General features: G+C 49.4%; 13 protein-coding genes. 12 read left to right on the forward strand and 1 reads right to left on the reverse strand.

Annotated elements, in window-relative coordinates; all coding sequences use genetic code 11:
- The first annotated feature begins 92 nt into the window (after positions 1-92).
- The 10 genes from CF168_RS19700 (at position 93) to CF168_RS19745 (ending at position 12,488) form a co-directional block, all read left to right on the forward strand.
- Positions 93-1,754 (forward strand): 4Fe-4S binding protein, encoded by a 1,662-nt coding sequence (locus CF168_RS19700; RefSeq protein WP_167373723.1) that lies wholly within the window; start codon positions 93-95, stop codon positions 1,752-1,754.
- A gap of 10 nt (positions 1,755-1,764) precedes the next feature.
- Entirely contained in the window at positions 1,765-2,442 is a 678-nt protein-coding gene (locus CF168_RS19705; RefSeq protein WP_089068735.1) for a TorD/DmsD family molecular chaperone, read from the forward strand.
- Between the two features lie 167 nt (positions 2,443-2,609).
- The gene (locus CF168_RS19710) at positions 2,610-2,807 is read left to right on the forward strand and encodes a twin-arginine translocation signal domain-containing protein (protein WP_023265401.1); all 198 of its coding nucleotides are present in this window, start codon (positions 2,610-2,612) and stop codon (positions 2,805-2,807) included.
- 17 nt (positions 2,808-2,824) lie between these two features.
- The gene (locus CF168_RS19715; RefSeq protein WP_089068736.1) at positions 2,825-5,677 is read left to right on the forward strand and encodes a molybdopterin-dependent oxidoreductase; all 2,853 of its coding nucleotides are present in this window, start codon (positions 2,825-2,827) and stop codon (positions 5,675-5,677) included.
- 26 nt (positions 5,678-5,703) lie between these two features.
- On the forward strand, positions 5,704-6,300 hold the full coding sequence (gene fdh3B / locus CF168_RS19720) for a formate dehydrogenase FDH3 subunit beta (RefSeq protein WP_007651894.1): 597 nt from the start codon (positions 5,704-5,706) through the stop codon (positions 6,298-6,300).
- Positions 6,301-6,349: 49 nt separating this feature from the next.
- Positions 6,350-7,378 (forward strand): formate dehydrogenase subunit gamma, encoded by a 1,029-nt coding sequence (locus CF168_RS19725; RefSeq protein ID WP_011624443.1) that lies wholly within the window; start codon positions 6,350-6,352, stop codon positions 7,376-7,378.
- A gap of 380 nt (positions 7,379-7,758) precedes the next feature.
- Positions 7,759-7,959, forward strand: coding sequence for a twin-arginine translocation signal domain-containing protein (locus CF168_RS19730; RefSeq protein WP_011624444.1), 201 nt, complete (start codon positions 7,759-7,761; stop codon positions 7,957-7,959).
- Positions 7,960-7,976: 17 nt separating this feature from the next.
- Complete coding sequence (locus CF168_RS19735) at positions 7,977-10,829, forward strand: molybdopterin-dependent oxidoreductase (protein WP_086903568.1); 2,853 nt, start codon at positions 7,977-7,979, stop codon at positions 10,827-10,829.
- Positions 10,830-10,858: 29 nt separating this feature from the next.
- The gene (fdh3B, locus tag CF168_RS19740; protein ID WP_011624446.1) at positions 10,859-11,428 is read left to right on the forward strand and encodes a formate dehydrogenase FDH3 subunit beta; all 570 of its coding nucleotides are present in this window, start codon (positions 10,859-10,861) and stop codon (positions 11,426-11,428) included.
- A gap of 76 nt (positions 11,429-11,504) precedes the next feature.
- On the forward strand, positions 11,505-12,488 hold the full coding sequence (locus tag CF168_RS19745) for a formate dehydrogenase subunit gamma (RefSeq protein WP_086903566.1): 984 nt from the start codon (positions 11,505-11,507) through the stop codon (positions 12,486-12,488).
- Between the two features lie 80 nt (positions 12,489-12,568).
- Here the strand turns inward: CF168_RS19745 and CF168_RS19750 are convergent, their stop codons facing one another.
- Positions 12,569-14,626, reverse strand: a complete 2,058-nt coding sequence (locus CF168_RS19750) for a TonB-dependent receptor (protein ID WP_011718644.1) — start codon at positions 14,624-14,626, stop codon at positions 12,569-12,571.
- A gap of 43 nt (positions 14,627-14,669) precedes the next feature.
- Between CF168_RS19750 and CF168_RS19755 the strand changes: the two genes are divergently transcribed.
- Together CF168_RS19755 and CF168_RS19760 are read left to right on the forward strand one after the other, a co-directional pair.
- Positions 14,670-14,918 (forward strand): hypothetical protein, encoded by a 249-nt coding sequence (locus tag CF168_RS19755; protein WP_041412850.1) that lies wholly within the window; start codon positions 14,670-14,672, stop codon positions 14,916-14,918.
- Positions 14,919-15,252: 334 nt separating this feature from the next.
- A complete protein-coding gene (locus CF168_RS19760) occupies positions 15,253-16,836 on the forward strand; it encodes a methyl-accepting chemotaxis protein (RefSeq protein ID WP_086903565.1) in 1,584 nt (527 codons plus the stop codon).
- Positions 16,837-16,948: the final 112 nt, after the last annotated feature.

The following is a 16,948-nucleotide window of genomic DNA, read 5'->3' on the forward strand; positions in this document are numbered from 1 at the left end:
TTAGTCTCAAATTACCGCCTAACTCTGCAGCAAAACAGCTATAAAAGAGCAGCCAAAGTACTGTTCAGGAACGCAATGTGAGCACTCATTTGATGACCAATCAAACCCAGCTTGCGCTAAAACAAGCGCGGCAAAATGTGTTAGCCCAAACGCAGATTTTACAGAATCTGATCCCCCCAACAGTGAGCTACACCACTGAAGGCACAGTGCTAATTATTGGCCCAGAGGATCTGGCACGCCTCGCGGCGGACAAATTGTCCACTATGGCGAGCCGTGTGATTTTGGCTAACGAAGCGATTACCAGCCAAGATGAAACCCACCTTGAAAAGGTGATGGCTGCGGCGACGGATGTTGAAAGCTACTACAACAAACTCATTGGCATTAAAGGATTTTTAGGTCAATTCCAGGTCAGCGTTGAACATCAAAATGGCGCGGCGGAATTGAGTGTTGTCGCCATTCGTAAACCTCATTTCGACTTGATTCTCGATTTAAGCAGCACGCCTTGCTTGAATTTAGAGATGCTGCCACCGGGTTATTTCTATGTCGGTCAAGACGAAGCCAAACTGGCCGATGCGCTGGAGCAACTCCCAGAACTAGTGGGGCAATTTGATAAACCCCGTTACGTAAAAATCAATGCCGACCTGTGCGCCCATGACCGTAATGGCATCAACGGCTGTAACCGTTGCCTCAACTTCTGTCCAGCCGATGCTATTAGCAGTGTCGCCAAGAAAATTGAGGTCGATCCTTACCTCTGCCACGGCGCTGGCAGCTGTTCGAGCGCCTGCCCAACGGGTGCGATTGGTTATGACTTACCGACACCACAGGCATTGCATTCTTACCTGAACAAAATTATCAACCGTTATCGTGAACAAGCTCAAACCGCACCTGTGATCCTGTTCCACGACAACGCGGTTGGCGCAAGCTTGATAGGGGACGACTTAGCCGGGGATGTACTCCCTGTCGCCCTCGAAGAAATCACCGTTGCCAGCATTGACCATTGGTTAGCTTCGCTGGCTTGGGGCGCACGCCAAGTGTTAATCCTCAATACCGAGGCAACCGCCCCTACGCTCACACAAATGTTGAAAGGCGAACTGGCTTTAGCCAACAGCATTTTAGATGAAATGGGCCAACCGCAGCGCTTGAGTCTTATCGACCCAAGCATGCTGGCGAATTTGGAGCCTCTGCTCGACATCAGCCTCGATTGGCCAGTGATTGTGCCCGGTGCTTTTGCGTCCACCAGCAAACGTAACACTCTGTTTGATGCGATTGATCATCTAAACAGCCAAGCGGGTGAAATCAATAGTTGTTTGAGTATCAACAACGTTCCCTACGGCAACGTCAGCGTCAATGTCGAGAAATGTACCCTGTGCATGTCCTGTGTGGCAATTTGCCCCACCATGGCATTGCAAGATGGTGGCGACAAACCTGCACTACACTTTATTGAGCAAAACTGTGTGCAATGTGGCTTGTGTGAGGCGGCTTGCCCTGAAAAGGTCATCAGCCTGACGCCACAAATTAACTTTGATAAAGCTGCTCGTCAGCAATTACAAACCCTGAAAGAAGAAGCCCCGTTCGAATGTATTCGCTGCGGCTCTCCTTTTGCGACCCAATCTATGGTGCATCGGATGCTGGATATGGTCGGCGCGCACAGCGCATTCTCAGCCAATATTGAACGGCTGAAAATGTGTGGCGATTGCCGGGTAAAAGACATGTTTGAAGACATTCTTCAAGATCCTGAAAAGCAACTGCGATAAGAGATCCGCTATGACCGAATCAGTAAGACAAGTATCAGAAAACGATCAGTTGAGAGCCGATATCTATCAACTGTTGGCCGCCCTGTTGCGTCGCCATCCAAGCCCTGAACTACTGCAATTTTTGGCCAATCTTGAAATCGATGCCAATGAAGACAATGAGATGACCAAGGCTTGGTTATCCCTGCAATTAGCGGCGCAGCAGTTCAGCAGTGAACAATTAGAAGATGAGTATTTTGCCCTGTTCCTCGGTGTGGGTTGTGGCGAAATCCTGCCCTATGGCAGCTGGTTTATGACAGGCTCACTGATGGATAAGCCCTTGGCTCTGCTACGCCAAGACTTAATGCAACTCGGTTTTGAACGCGAAGAAAACGTCAAAGAACCTGAGGATCATGTGGCCGCTCTGTGCGAAGTCATGGGTACGCTTATCCTTGAAGCCCCAGGCTACCGCCAGCTGGCGTTCTATCAACGCCACATGGGCAGTTGGATTCAGCGCTTCTGCGACGCCGTCAGCAAAGCCCCGAGCGCAGCGTTTTATGCCACGGTTGCCCATCTTGCTAAGGCGTTTTTCGAGATGGAAGCCACCGAATTTGAACAACTGAGTTTAGACATTCCCGTCAATTGCCCCGGCAGTGCGGAGTTACAACCCGCCGCCAGCGATTTAGAAAAACAAGTGGAATTAATGAACTAAACTTAAAACGGTTAGCGATACGCAGATTCAATGCCTGTCGCGTTTTAGTTTGATAGGCAAAGGTGGACTTAAGGTTCACCTTTGCCACAAAAAGGAAGCTTAGGCTTCCACAGTAACCGAGGTGGTCGTGGTATGCATCACCTCACCCAGTAACACAAGGAGACACTATGAAGAAGCAAGCTTCCGACATGGGCCGTCGTCAATTGCTCAAAGCATTGGCACTCGGCAGTGCGGCTGGCGCGGTTGCGACTGTCAGTAGCCAAGCTCTGGCTGCGACCCCAACAGTTGCCCCAAGCGAAACTAAGAGTGACAGCTATCGCGAAACCGACCATATCCGTAACTACTATGCGTCGTTGAACAACTAACCAGAGGAGTGTGTGTGATGCGATTAACCCGCAAAACAGACCAAGTCGTCGAGCCTAAAGTGCCCGCCCTCGGTCTTAATCGTCGCCAATTCTTAAAATCTGCAGGTCTTGCCACTGGTGGTATCGCCGCCGCGTCTATGCTTGGCACAGGTATGATGCGTAAAGCACAGGCACAGGAACATATCCCCCATAATGCACCGACTGAAGTCAAACGTACCATTTGCTCTCACTGCGCTGTGGGTTGTGGTATCTATGCTGAAGTGCAAAACGGTGTGTGGACAGGTCAAGAACCCGCGTTCGATCATCCATTTAACCAAGGCGGCCACTGCGCGAAAGGGGCTGCACTGCGTGAACACGGCCACGGTGAAAAACGCCTGAAATACCCAATGAAGTTAGAAGGCGGTAAGTGGAAGAAGATCTCTTGGGATCAAGCCATCAATGAAGTGGGCGATAAAATGACTGCGATTCGTCAAGAATCGGGTCCAGACTCTATCTACTTCATGGGTAGTGCTAAGTTCTCTAACGAACAGGCTTATTTATATCGCAAACTCGCGGCACTGTGGGGCACAAACAACGTCGACCACTCAGCCCGTATTTGTCACTCTACCACGGTAGCCGGTGTTGCTAACACTTGGGGCTACGGTGCGCAAACCAACTCGTTAAACGATATCCGCAACTCTAAGTGCATCATGTTCGTGGGTTCAAACCCAAGTGAAGCACACCCTGTCGCCATGCAACACATTCTGGTGGCAAAAGAGCGCGGCGCTAAGATTATCGTTGTTGACCCACGTTTCACCCGTACTGCAGCTAAGTCTGACGAGTACGTGCATATCCGCCCAGGTACCGATATCCCCTTCATCTATGGCCTGTTATGGCACATTTTTGAAAACGGCTGGGAAGATAAAGAGTTCATCAATCAACGTGTTTACGGCATGGAACGTATTCGCGATGAGGTGAAAAAATATACCCCTGAAGAAGTCGAAAACGTGGCAGGCGTGCCTAAGGCGCAAATGTACCGTATCGCTAAAATGTTAGCCGAAACCAAACCAGGCACTATCGTATGGTGTATGGGCGGTACTCAGCACCACGTCGGTAACGCCAACACCCGTTCATACTGTATTTTACAGTTAGCGCTGGGCAACATGGGCGTGTCTGGCGGCGGTACCAACATTTTCCGCGGTCACGATAACGTGCAAGGTGCAACAGACTTTGGTCTGTTATTCGACAACTTACCCGGTTACTACGGCTTAACCTCAGGCGCTTGGGCTCACTGGTCTGGCGTTTGGGACTTAGATCCAAAATGGGTTGCAGGCCGTTTCGACCAAGGCGAATACTTAGGTCAAACCCCACAAACCTCAACGGGTATCCCCTGCTCTCGCTGGCACGATGGTGTACTCGAAGATAAAACCAAGATCGCGCAGAAGGACAATATCCGTCTGGCGTTCTTCTGGGGTCAATCAGTTAACACCGAAACCCGTGGCCGTGAAGTGCGTGAAGCGCTGAACAAGTTAGATACTGTGGTCGTTGTTGACCCAATCCCAACTATGGCCGGTGTGATGCACCAGCGTAAAGATGGGGTATATCTACTCCCTGCGGCGACTCAATTTGAAACCTACGGCTCAGTGTCTGCCACTAACCGTTCGATTCAATGGCGATCTAAAGTCATCGAGCCACTGTTTGAGTCTCTGCCTGACCACGTGATCATGTACAAACTGGCGAAAAAGCTGGGTATCGAAAAAGAATTCTGTAAGCACATCCAAGTCAATGGCGAAGAGCCATTAATTGAAGATGTGACTCGCGAGTTCAACAAAGGTATGTGGACCGTCGGTTACACAGGTCAAAGCCCAGAACGTTTGAAAATGCACCAAGAAAACTGGGGCACTTTCGATGTAAACAGTCTGACCGCACCGGGCGGCCCAGCTAAAGGCGAAGTCTACGGCTTACCTTGGCCATGTTGGGGTACGCCAGAAATGAAACACCCTGGTACCCAAATTCTTTACGATCAATCTAAAGAAGTGAAAGACGGCGGCGGTACTTTCCGTGCCCGTTACGGTGTTGAACACAATGGCGTTAGCATTCTTGCCGACGGTTCATTCTCTAAAGGCAGTGAAATTCAAGATGGTTATCCTGAGTTTACCGCCGACATGCTCAAGCAATTGGGTTGGTGGGATGACTTAACCGAAGACGAGAAGAAACTGGCCGAAGGCAAAAACTGGAAGACAGACCTGTCTGGCGGTATCCAACGTGTTGCTATCAAGCACGGCTGTATTCCTTTCGGTAACGCGAAAGCACGTTGTATCGTGTGGACTTTCCCAGATGATATCCCACTGCACCGCGAGCCACTCTACACTCCTCGTCGTGACTTAGTCGCTAAATACCCAACCTACGAAGACCGTATGGTTGCGCGTCTACCGACTCTGTATAAGTCAATTCAGGATAAGGACTTTACCCAAGGCTTCCCACTGACACTGACCTCTGGTCGTTTAGTGGAATACGAAGGTGGTGGTGAAGAATCTCGTTCTAACCCTTGGTTGGCCGAGCTACAACAAGAAATGTTTATCGAAATGAACCCGGCAGACGCTGCTGACCGTGGTATCCGTGACGGTGACAATGTCTTTGTTCATAGTCCTGAAGGCGCCAAGATCACAGTGAAGGCAATGGTGACACCACGGGTTGTTCCGGGTGAATGTTTTATGCCATACCACTTCGCCGGTATCTTCGAAGGTGAAAACCTCGCGAAGAATTACCCAGAAGGTACAGTACCTTATGTACAAGGTGAATCGGCAAACACCATTTTAACTTACGGCTATGACGTTGTGACTCAGATGCAAGAAACTAAGTCCAGCCTTTGCCAAGTTAGCAAAGCCTAACCTACTTGATGAGGAGATAAGCCATTATGGCAGTCATGAAATTTTTGTGTGACACCAAACGCTGCATCGAGTGTAACGGCTGCGTCACAGCATGTAAAAACGAAAACGACTCCGCACTTGAGTGGGGTATTCAACGTCGCCGCGTGGTGACGATTAACGATGGTCAACCGGGTGAAGCATCGATTTCAGTAGCATGTATGCACTGTACCGACGCTCCTTGCATGGCCGTATGTCCGGCAGATTGTTTCTACCGTACTGACGATGGCATTGTGCTACACAACAAAGATACCTGTATCGGTTGTGGCTACTGCTTCTATGCCTGTCCGTTTGGTGCACCACAATTTCCGAAGAAAACCGCCTTCGGTAGCCGCGGTAAAATGGACAAGTGTACTTTCTGTGCCGGTGGCCCAGAAGAAACCTTCTCCGAAGCCGAGCACAAGAAATACGGTGCAAACCGTATTGCTGAAGGCAAGCTACCTATGTGTGCTGAGCTTTGTTCAACCAAAGCGCTGCTTGCGGGTGATGCGGAAGTAGTATCAAACATCTACCGTCAACGTATGGCCTCTCGAGGCAATCCTAACGTGATTTGGGGCTACAACCCAAAGACCGGTGAGATTAACTAAGCAGAGTGAAGGTTAGGGAGTCATCCCTAACCTCTGGCAAGGAGTGAAAATGTTAAACAAACAGTTAAACAAATCACTGCGCAGTCTGTTTGCTCTGATGGTACTCGTGATGGGATTGGGCCTAGGTTCAGTAATGAGCGCAAGCCCAGTACAAGCAAGTGATCAGCAATCGAGTCAACAACAGGCGAAAGCGCAAACCAGCGAAGCCGATCTGTGGCGCGCGGTAAAGTCGGGTGAAACTGGCTATACCACAGCCAAAGGGGTCGAAACTGGGGTGTTGATTAACGTTGCCGGTAACCAAGGTAAAGAACTGAGAAACCAATACATCACCCCGATTATGGCCTTGGCTGTAACGGGTGTGTTTGGTGCTTTCTTACTGTTTTACTTGGTGAATGGTCCTTCAAGACTCAGCCACGGCTTTTCAGGCAAGATGGTGGCTCGTTGGTCTAAGGCGGATCTGTGGATCCACTGGATCATGGCAATTAGCTGTCTCACGCTGATGTTTACCGGCTTAACCATTATGCTCGGTAAGCATGTTGTGCAAGAGCTGCTAGGGCCAGACATCTGGGCACCGCTGATCTACGGCAGTAAAACCGTGCACGACTGGGCTGGTCCCATCTTTATCATGGCGTGGATTGTCTGCGTGGTGAAATGGATGCCGCTACAAACCTTTAAGATGTACGATCTTAAATGGTTCTTAGTGGTCGGTGGCTATATCAACTTTGGCCCATTCAAAGGCAAACACCCTGACAGTGGTTTTGCTAACGCCGGTGAAAAAATGTGGTTCTGGACACTGACCCTCTTCGGACTGTTTATCAGTGTGTCTGGCATCATGTTGGTATTACCCGGCTTAGATCTACCCCGTGAAGCCTCGATGGGCGCGCTGCTGATCCACTCGATCAGTGCCGTTATCCTGATTGCCTTTACCATAGTGCATATCTGGATGGCGACCGTACTCAGTGAAGGCGGTATGGAGTGCATGAAGTCAGGCTATTGTGATGAGAACTGGGCTATCCAGCACCACAATTTATGGTATGACGAAATCAAAGCTAACGGCAGTCTGCGTTATAAAGACTAACTAAAGCCTGAAGCTTTACCCCAATAAAAACACCTCGCAGTGCGGGGTGTTTTTTTACCTAGACTCCAAACAACAACTCATTAACAAGCGTTTCATTTTTATCCGAAAACCGCCCCATTTTTGCGTGTTCACACAAGTGCTGAAACCATGAGCGAGTTAACGCTTTTGCATCAGCACGCCTGCCTGTCCGGCTGCAAACTGTTCTAGATCAAATCCTACTCAATCTTTTCCTACTATATTGCCCTCACGCGCGATGATTAACGGCAAGCAAGATGATTTCATTATCTTTTCCACCTCTAATCTTCACTTTTTGATAACAAGTTTAATCCCTCGAAAAGTCGCGCCATCCAAGAACCATAACCCCTCATTCAGGAGTCAGCATGAAGCAACAACCTAGCGATTTATCTCGCCGTTCTTTGCTTAAAGCACTCACCGTTGGCAGCGTTGCCGGCGCCGCAATTGCCGCTACCGGCATGAGCGCAGCCCAAGCCAGCGAGAGCAGCAAGGTAACAACCAAAGAGCCTAAGGGTTACCACGAAACTGCGCACATTATCAGCTATTACGATAGCCTGCGTAGCTAATCTAGGAGAAGTCAGCGATGAAGTTAACTCGCAAGTCCGATGTCGCCCAAGTGGCCGACAAACCGACGTTAGGCATTAGCCGTCGTCAATTTATGAAGCAAGCAGGTATTACTACTGGTGGTATCGCAGCCGCTTCTCTGATGGGTACTGGCATGATGCGCCGCGCAGAAGCCAAAGATGTGCCACACGATGCGCCGATCGAAGTTAAACGTACGATTTGTAGTGCCTGTGCTGTGGGTTGTGGTCTGTATGCCGAAGTGCAAAATGGCGTGTGGACAGGTCAAGAACCCGCGTTCGATCACCCATTCAATGCCGGCGGTCACTGCGCGAAAGGTGCTGCACTGCGTGAGCATGGCCACGGTGAAAAACGCCTGAAATACCCAATGAAATTGGTTGATGGCAAGTGGAAAAAAATCTCTTGGGAAGATGCGATTAACGAAGTGGGCGACCAAATGCTCAACATTCGTAAAGAATCTGGCCCAGACTCTGTGTACTTCATGGGTAGCGCTAAGTTCTCTAACGAAGGCTGCTATATGTACCGCAAACTGGCGGCCATGTGGGGCACAAACAACGTCGACCACTCTGCTCGTATTTGTCACTCTACCACGGTAGCCGGTGTTGCTAACACTTGGGGTTACGGTGCGCAAACTAACTCTTTCAACGACATTCAGAATGCCAATGCCATCTTCCTGATCGGGGCAAACCCAGCAGAAGCGCATCCGGTTTCAATGCAACACATTCTGATCGCCAAAGAGAAAAACAACGCGAAAATCATCGTTGTTGACCCACGTTTCTCTCGCACAGCGGCGCACTCAGATCTGCACTGTGCAATTCGTCCTGGTACTGATATTCCGTTTATCTACGGTATGTTATGGCACATTTTCGAAAACGGTTGGGAAGATAAAACCTTTATCCAACAACGCGTATTCGAGATGGAAACCATCCGCGAAGAAGTGAAAAAGTTCCCACCTAAAGAAGTGGCGGATATCACTGGCGTGAGCGAAGAAGTGGTTTATCAAGCCGCAAAACTGATGGCAGAAAACCGTCCGGGTACTGTGATTTGGTGTATGGGTGGTACTCAGCACCACGTCGGTAATGCTAACACTCGTGCTTACTGTATTCTGCAATTAGCCTTAGGCAACATGGGCGTTTCTGGCGGCGGTACTAACATTTTCCGTGGCCACGACAACGTACAGGGCGCGACCGACTTAGGTCTGCTGTTCGACAACCTGCCAGGTTACTACGGTTTAACCTCAGCCGCTTGGACTCACTGGACCCATGTGTGGGATCTGGATATGGAGTGGGTGAAGAGCCGCTTCGATCAAAACGCCTATTTAGGCAAAGATCCAATGACCACCCCTGGTATTCCTTGTTCTCGCTGGCACGATGGCGTGTTAGAAGACAAGAGCAAGCTGGCACAGAAAGACAACATCCGTATGGCCTTCTTCTGGGGTCAATCGGTCAACACTGAAACCCGTCAACGTGAAGTGCGTGATGCCTTAGACAAGATGGACACAGTAGTGGTTGTCGACCCATTCCCAACCATGGCGGGTGTTATGCACCGTCGTAAGAATGGCGTGTATCTGTTACCTGCTGCGACTCAGTTTGAAACTCAAGGTTCAGTGTCTAACTCAGGCCGTTCTATCCAATGGCGTGAGCAGGTTATCCAACCTTTATTCGAGTCAAAAACCGACATCGAAATCATGTACCGTTTAGCGCAAAAACTCGGTATCGCCGAGCAATACACTAAACGCATCGCCAAAGAAAACGGCTTACCTGTTATCGAAGAAATCACCCGCGAAATCAACCGCGGCATGTGGACCATCGGTATGACAGGCCAAAGCCCAGAGCGTATCAAGCTGCACACCCAAAACTGGGGCACTTTCAGCAACAAGACGCTCGAAGCCGCCGGCGGCCCAGCGAAGGGCGAAACCTACGGTTTACCTTGGCCATGTTGGGGCACACCAGAAGCTAAACACCCTGGTACCCAAATTCTGTATAACCAATCTAAACACGTTAAAGACGGCGGCGGTAACTTCCGCGCTCGTTACGGCGTTGAATACAATGGTAAAAACCTGCTGGCTGAAGGCTCTTTCTCTAAAGGTGCCGAGATCCAAGACGGTTACCCAGAATTTACCGACAAGCTGCTGAAGCAACTCGGTTGGTGGGATGACCTGACTGCGGAAGAAAAAGCCGAAGCTGAAGGCCGCAACTGGAAGACCGACTTATCAGGCGGTATCGTGCGCGTGGCAATTAAGCACGGTTGTATTCCATTTGGTAACGCGAAAGCCCGTTGTATTGTTTGGACTTTCCCAGACCAAGTGCCAGTTCACCGCGAGCCGTTATACACAGCACGCCGTGACTTAGTGGCTAAATACCCAACCTACGACGACATGCAAGTTCATCGTCTGCCAACACTGTACAAGTCAATCCAAGAGAAAGACTTCAGCGGCAAGTACCCACTGGTACTGACCTCTGGTCGTTTAGTGGAATACGAAGGTGGTGGTGAAGAATCTCGTTCTAACCCATGGCTGGCTGAGCTTCAACAGGAAATGTTTGTTGAAATCAACCCTGGTGACGCAGCCGACCGCGGTATCCGCAACGGTGAGTTTGTGTGGTTAGAGGGCGCCGAAGGTGGCCGCATTAAAGTACAAGCCATGGTAACGCCACGCGTTAAACCAGGTGTGACCTTTATGCCATACCACTTTGCGGGTGTGATGCACGGTGAAAGCTTAGCGCCTAACTATCCTGAGGGCACTGTGCCTTACGTTATCGGTGAATCCGCTAACACGGCACTGACCTATGGTTATGACCCTGTGACTCAAATGCAGGAAACCAAAGCGTCGCTCTGTCAGATCGTTAAAGCGTAAGTGCAGCTTAAGCTAGGAGAATTGCCACTATGGCTACAATGAAATTTTTGTGTGACACCAAGCGCTGCATCGAATGTAACGGCTGTGTCACCGCATGTAAAAACGAAAACGATTCCGCTCTCGAGTGGGGAATCCAACGCCGCCGCGTCGTGACTATCAACGATGGTCAACCCGGTGAAGCTTCAATCTCTGTCGCCTGTATGCATTGCTCAGACGCGCCATGTATGGCAGTTTGCCCAGCAAACTGCTTCTACAAAACCGAAGACGGCATTGTGCTACACAACAAAGATGCCTGTATTGGTTGCGGTTACTGCTTGTACGCCTGTCCATTTGGCGCACCACAGTTCCCGAAAAAAGGTGCCTTTGGTAGCCGCGGTAAGATGGATAAATGTACCTTCTGTGCCGGCGGCCCAGAAGAAAACCACTCAGAGGCAGAGCGCCAGAAGTACGGTTCAAACCGTATTGCCGAAGGCAAACTGCCAATGTGCGCAGAACTATGTGCGACTAAGGCCCTGTTAGCGGGTGATGCAGAAGTGGTTTCTAGCATCTTCCGTGAGCGAGTGGCTTACCGTGGCGCTAAAAACGCGGCTTGGAATTAATTCAGGTCACAGGATCTGTCCACAGACTTAGCTTGGCGCCTGCTAGCAGGCGCCACTAAGCGAGAGAGGATGTATGATGAACAAATGGTTCAAACACATAGGTTTAGCCATTGCACTACTATTTAGTGCCGTGTGTCTAGCCAATGGTGGTGATGAACAGGCGCTCCAACCTCAAGCCTCTGATGCCCAAATTTGGGCACAGCTGAAGGACGGCGCCACGGGATACACTACCTCCCAAAGCGAGTTCCACGCACAACCGATCAATACCTATGATCTGCGCGTGCTGGAGCTGCGTAGCGACTGGTTAGCGCCGGCCTTAATGGCGGCGTTATTCGGCATGATCATTATCTTTGTCTTATTTATCAAGGTGAACGGCATCTCCAAGCTACACCATGGTTTTTCGGGCAAGCTAGTGTATCGCTGGTCAAAGTTTGACGTTTCAATCCACTGGTTAGGCGCGATCCCGTGCTTAATGCTGATTTTAACGGGCTTAACCTTATTAGCGGGTCGTTTCTTCTTCCAACCTTGGTTGGGCGAAGGCATCTGGGAAGCCATCGTTTATGGCGCCAAGCAAATCCACGATGTGATGGCGATTCCGTTTATGATCGGCTGGGCATTGATGACAGTGTTATGGGCGAAGAACCAGCTGCCAAAAATGTACGACGTGAAGTGGTTCCTCGTTGTGGGTGGTTACATCAACTTTGGCCCCTTCAAAGGTAAGCACCCTGACGCAGGTTTTGCTAACGCCGGTGAAAAAATGTGGTTCTGGGCCTTTGCCCTGTTTGGATTAGTGATTTCAGCCTCAGGCATGTTGTTACTGTTCCCAAATCTTTTCGAACCTAGCCGCACCTTAAGCTTAATCGCGCTGGTATTGCACTCAGTGAGCGCTATCGTGATCTGCGCCTTCTCTATCGTGCATATCTTTATGGCAACGGTAATGTCTGAAGGCGGTATGGAGTGTATGGTGTCTGGTTATTGTGATGAAAACTGGGCAACCCAACACCACAACCTGTGGTACGACGAAATCAAAGCCAACGGCACTTTGAAATATAAAGAGTAAAAGTCGCTGAAAACAAAAAACCTCCACAGCATGCTGTGGAGGTTTTTTTATCGGTAAAATAAGTGCGTCAAATCGAGCGCTTAGAAGCGGTACATCACAGATACACCGAGATTTCTAGGGTCGATAATCGCCGCATAACCATCGGGATAACTGCGGCTAGCGGGTTCATTTACCGTCAACGCTTGCTCATCAAACAGGTTGTTTACAAAGCCGCTGATTCTCCAGCTATCGGTTTGATAATCGAGGCTTAAGCGGGCAACAACATAATCGCCAGCCACCCGTGATTCAGTATTATTGATATCCGCATAATACTCACCTACGTAGTTACCTGAAAAACCGAAAGAAAACGCATCGCCCAACCAATATTTTAAGCCCGCATTGGCGGTCACATGCGGCGCCGAGTTCAGCTGATTGCCGATAATGTCGCCATAACTAGGATCCGCTTGCTTGGTCTCACTATCGAGTAAACCTACGCCCGAAATAAACTGCAGGTTTTCGGTGAGCATAGCGCTGAATTCAGCCTCAATACCGTAGCTGACCGCTTTATCGATATTGGTAATTTTGCGGGCGCTGTTAGAGGCTTGGTAACCGTCGAAATCGTTGTAGAACAGGTTGGCACTAAAGTTAACATCGCCATCCATAAACGCGCTGCGACTGCTGATTTCATAGGTATTAACGTACTCTTCGTCGTAGTAGTAATACTCACTTTCGGCTAACGACAACGCACCGCCACCCGAGTTATAACCGCGACGCACGCTGGCCGCTAAAGTTGTGCTGTCATTCAGCGCATATTGCAGCACTAACTTCGGCAGGGTAACGGTATTGGCATTATCGAGTTTTTCCCGCAATTGGCTGCCTTGATAGAGCATATTGAAGTTACGCAATTGCTCCTCACGCATCACGCGGCCACCGAATGTGACCCAGAGAGATTCGGCAAGGCCATAGGTCATCTCACCATAAATGGAGGTGGATTCAGTGCTGTCATCCCCACTGTAAACAGAGCTGCCAGTACTACCAAAATCTTGATCGCGTTTAAAATAGGCTAAACCCACAAAGCCGTTGAAATCTTTATCTTTTAGACCAAAGCTGTACTTACCATCGACGGTGTAACTCTGGTCATTCATATCAACATATTGCTGCGCCGTGGCGAGAGCCTCATAGGATTCAAAGCCCCAGTCATAATCCATATAAGCGACGATGAGATCGAAGGCGCGGCCTTCACCGAGGTCATAATCGACTTTCACTGAGTGAGTCGTGGATTTAGTCTCGATATAACGTTGGAAAATAGGCTTAAACGCCCAAGGATCATCGCCGGTAAAATAGTTGCGCCCAGAGTCACCTTTCTCATCATTGTATGAAAAGCTATAGAGCACTTTGAGATCTTCAATCGCACTCGGCTGCCACAGGAATTTACCGCGCCAGCGATTGGTGATCAGTTCATTGAGGTCGAATGGGGCTGGATTTGTCTCATATTCCAAGCCTTTATTGAAGGTATTCCCTGTCACATTTTGTCCGCTCACCCTAAACGCCAACTCATCATCGAGAATCGGGCCTGAGAGCATAACGGCGCTATCGATAAAGTTATCTTGATTGCGATAACCGACACGAGCCGCACCTTGCCAATCGAAGGTGGGGTCTTCCGTTTTAATAAACACTGTGCCGCCAATGCTGTTACGACCGTTAATTGTCGATTGCGGACCGCGGTACACCTCAATTTGTTGGATATCCCACAGACCAGTATCACCAGTAAGATCGGCCACAAAAGGTTCGGCAACGCCATCGACTAAGGTGGATACCCGCGCCCGAGCACCGCCGGTAAAAGAGTTAAATCCAGAGGCAGAACCATTACCAGAAACCCCACGGATATCCGGCACAGATCCCGTAAGCACCACCACGTTAGGCACTTCAGATAAGGCACTCGAGGTAGATTGATATTGACCGCTGTCGAGCGCGTCTTTATCGATAACCGAAATAGAGGAAGTCGTATCCTTAAGGCTACGCTCGATTTTCTCACCATAAACAGTTATCTTTTCAATCGGTTCAGAAGATTCTGCGTCCACAGCAGCGTAAGCTGAGGACATCACTAAACTCGAAACCATTACTGCAATTGCACTTTTCTTAAACGCCCTGCATTCCATAAAAACCTCGACGGCACTCATTGATAAACGGTGTTAGCTTGAAATGCCGACAATCTACATTAAAACAACCTTAAATCCAGATGATAACCAATATCATTTACATTCTACTTATGACTTTGTGACCGAACGCAAATTCGTAGGAATGAGAGATAAACAATTGAGCAAGGAACAATTGTCACTCGCTTTGACAGACGAGGACGCATTGACGCCTCAGTTTTTTGCAGAGATTTGGCGGGCTTTGATTCGAGCGAAAGCACGTGGCGTTTGGTTGTTCAGCCCCAACGTGCGATAGCACCATGGATACACTTATAAACATTTGTAAGTTTTGCGATCTGCCTCACAATCGCTTTTTGCACTGTTAATAGGCTGTAGAGTGACTGCTACATCACTTTATTTTCACCATGAAAATCAATCAACTGAGAATACTTTGATTTTTACTTACATAACATCTGGCAACCACTGCACCATTCCCAATTAACACGGTAAAAACAATCCCTTTTAAAACATACCACTATAGCTAAAACGCTCAAAATGTCGCCTTGCCGCGGCCTAAACCCAAGCGTTAAAATGGGTTCAATGTGTAATTTAATTACACCCCGTCTTGATTAATACCCCAGTAGGCCACCATGTTTAACAATGCAAAAACCAGCACATTGACGGCGCTGCCTTCAGTGTTTGCGAGTATTTTATTGATCATTATCGGCATTTCCTCCTATCGGGGCTTTGCTGAACTCAATGACACCAGCAGCAGACTAGTTAACAACACCCAACTCGCCGAAACCTTCACCAATGTGCGTGAAGCTTTCTTCGAGTTGCGCTTAGCCACATTAGTCCATAACAGCGACGCCATCAGCTTGCAGCAACGCAATGTGCAGCAGCTTGTCGAGCAACTCGCAGGATTTAACACCGATTTTATGGGGCAAGATGCTAGAACAATCCGCACACTATTGCCGCAAATCGAGCAATATGTGCGTCTCTATCAGCAGGAGTTAGCCTACGCCAAACAAACGGGCACCGAGCCTGAACTCACACCAGAACGCGGCGCACTTGGGCCCAAAGTCAGTAATGAGATCAATCAATTAGTCAAATTGATCACCCAACGCAACCATGAACTAGGCAAACAGGCAGAAGACAAAGTCAATGCCACCGAAGCGCTGCTCCTTGGCCTAATCCTAGTTGCCATTGTCGCGTCCCTGCTAAGCGCCCTGTTTATGAGCAGACGTTTAGTCAATATCGTTCATCAAATCAAGCGGGTTGTAGAACACCTTGCCGATGGCGATCTCACCCAGAAGACTCAAATCAGTGGGCAAAACGAACTCTGTGCGCTCGGCGCCGATCTTGATCGAGTGATTGACCACTTGCGCCATATGATTTCCGATATTGCCCAGGCCTCTGAACATATGTCGGATCAAATTGGTCAGTTGAATGTGCAGTCCAATGCCAATACCCATGCATTGCAAACCCACGCGGTAGAAACCGACCAAGTGGTGACGGCCATGACCGAAATGAGTGCAACTGCCCATAACGTTGCCGGTGATGCCGCCTCTGCCGCACGCTTTACCCAGCAGGCAAATGAACAGGCTGATAAGTCGAAAAAGGCTGTCGAACAGGCGGCAAATACTGTCGTCGCCTTAGTTGGTAAGGTCGATACCGCCGCTCACACCATCGCGGAAATGAATGAAAACACCCGCCATATCGCCACCATCTTAGATGTGATTGGAGATATCGCCGACCAAACCAACTTACTCGCCCTTAACGCCGCCATCGAAGCCGCCCGCGCCGGTGAACAAGGTCGAGGCTTTGCCGTCGTCGCCGACGAAGTACGCGCCCTTGCCGCTCGCACCCAAGCGAGCACGGCCGAGATCAATCAAATGCTAGAACGCCTGCGCACGGGTGCTAACAGCGCCGTTAATGCGATGGATGAGACTAAACAGAGTTGCCAAGATGCAGCGGACACCACCACGTTGGTGACTGAAAGCTTGGAAACCTTGACCACTTATGTATTTGATATTAATGGATTGAGCAATCAAATCGCCACCGCCGCCGAAGAACAAAGCGCCGTCAGTGAAGAGATTAATCGTAACTTGAATACCATTCGCGAAATGGTTGAAGAATTAAATCAAAGTGGTAAAGCGACCCTCAATAGCGCGACCTCCTTGGCCGCCACGAAAGAACAGCTAACAGGCGTAGTCTCGCATTTTAGACTCTAATTCGAGTCAGCTAAGTCGTTACAATGGCCTAATATCGCAAGATGTTAGGCCATTTTTGATTAAGGGCGAGCAACTATTGGCGACAACATCACAATCTCAGCGCTCATACACT

It is taken from the genome of Shewanella bicestrii (genome assembly GCF_002216875.1).
Classification (GTDB): Bacteria; Pseudomonadota; Gammaproteobacteria; order Enterobacterales; family Shewanellaceae; genus Shewanella; species Shewanella seohaensis.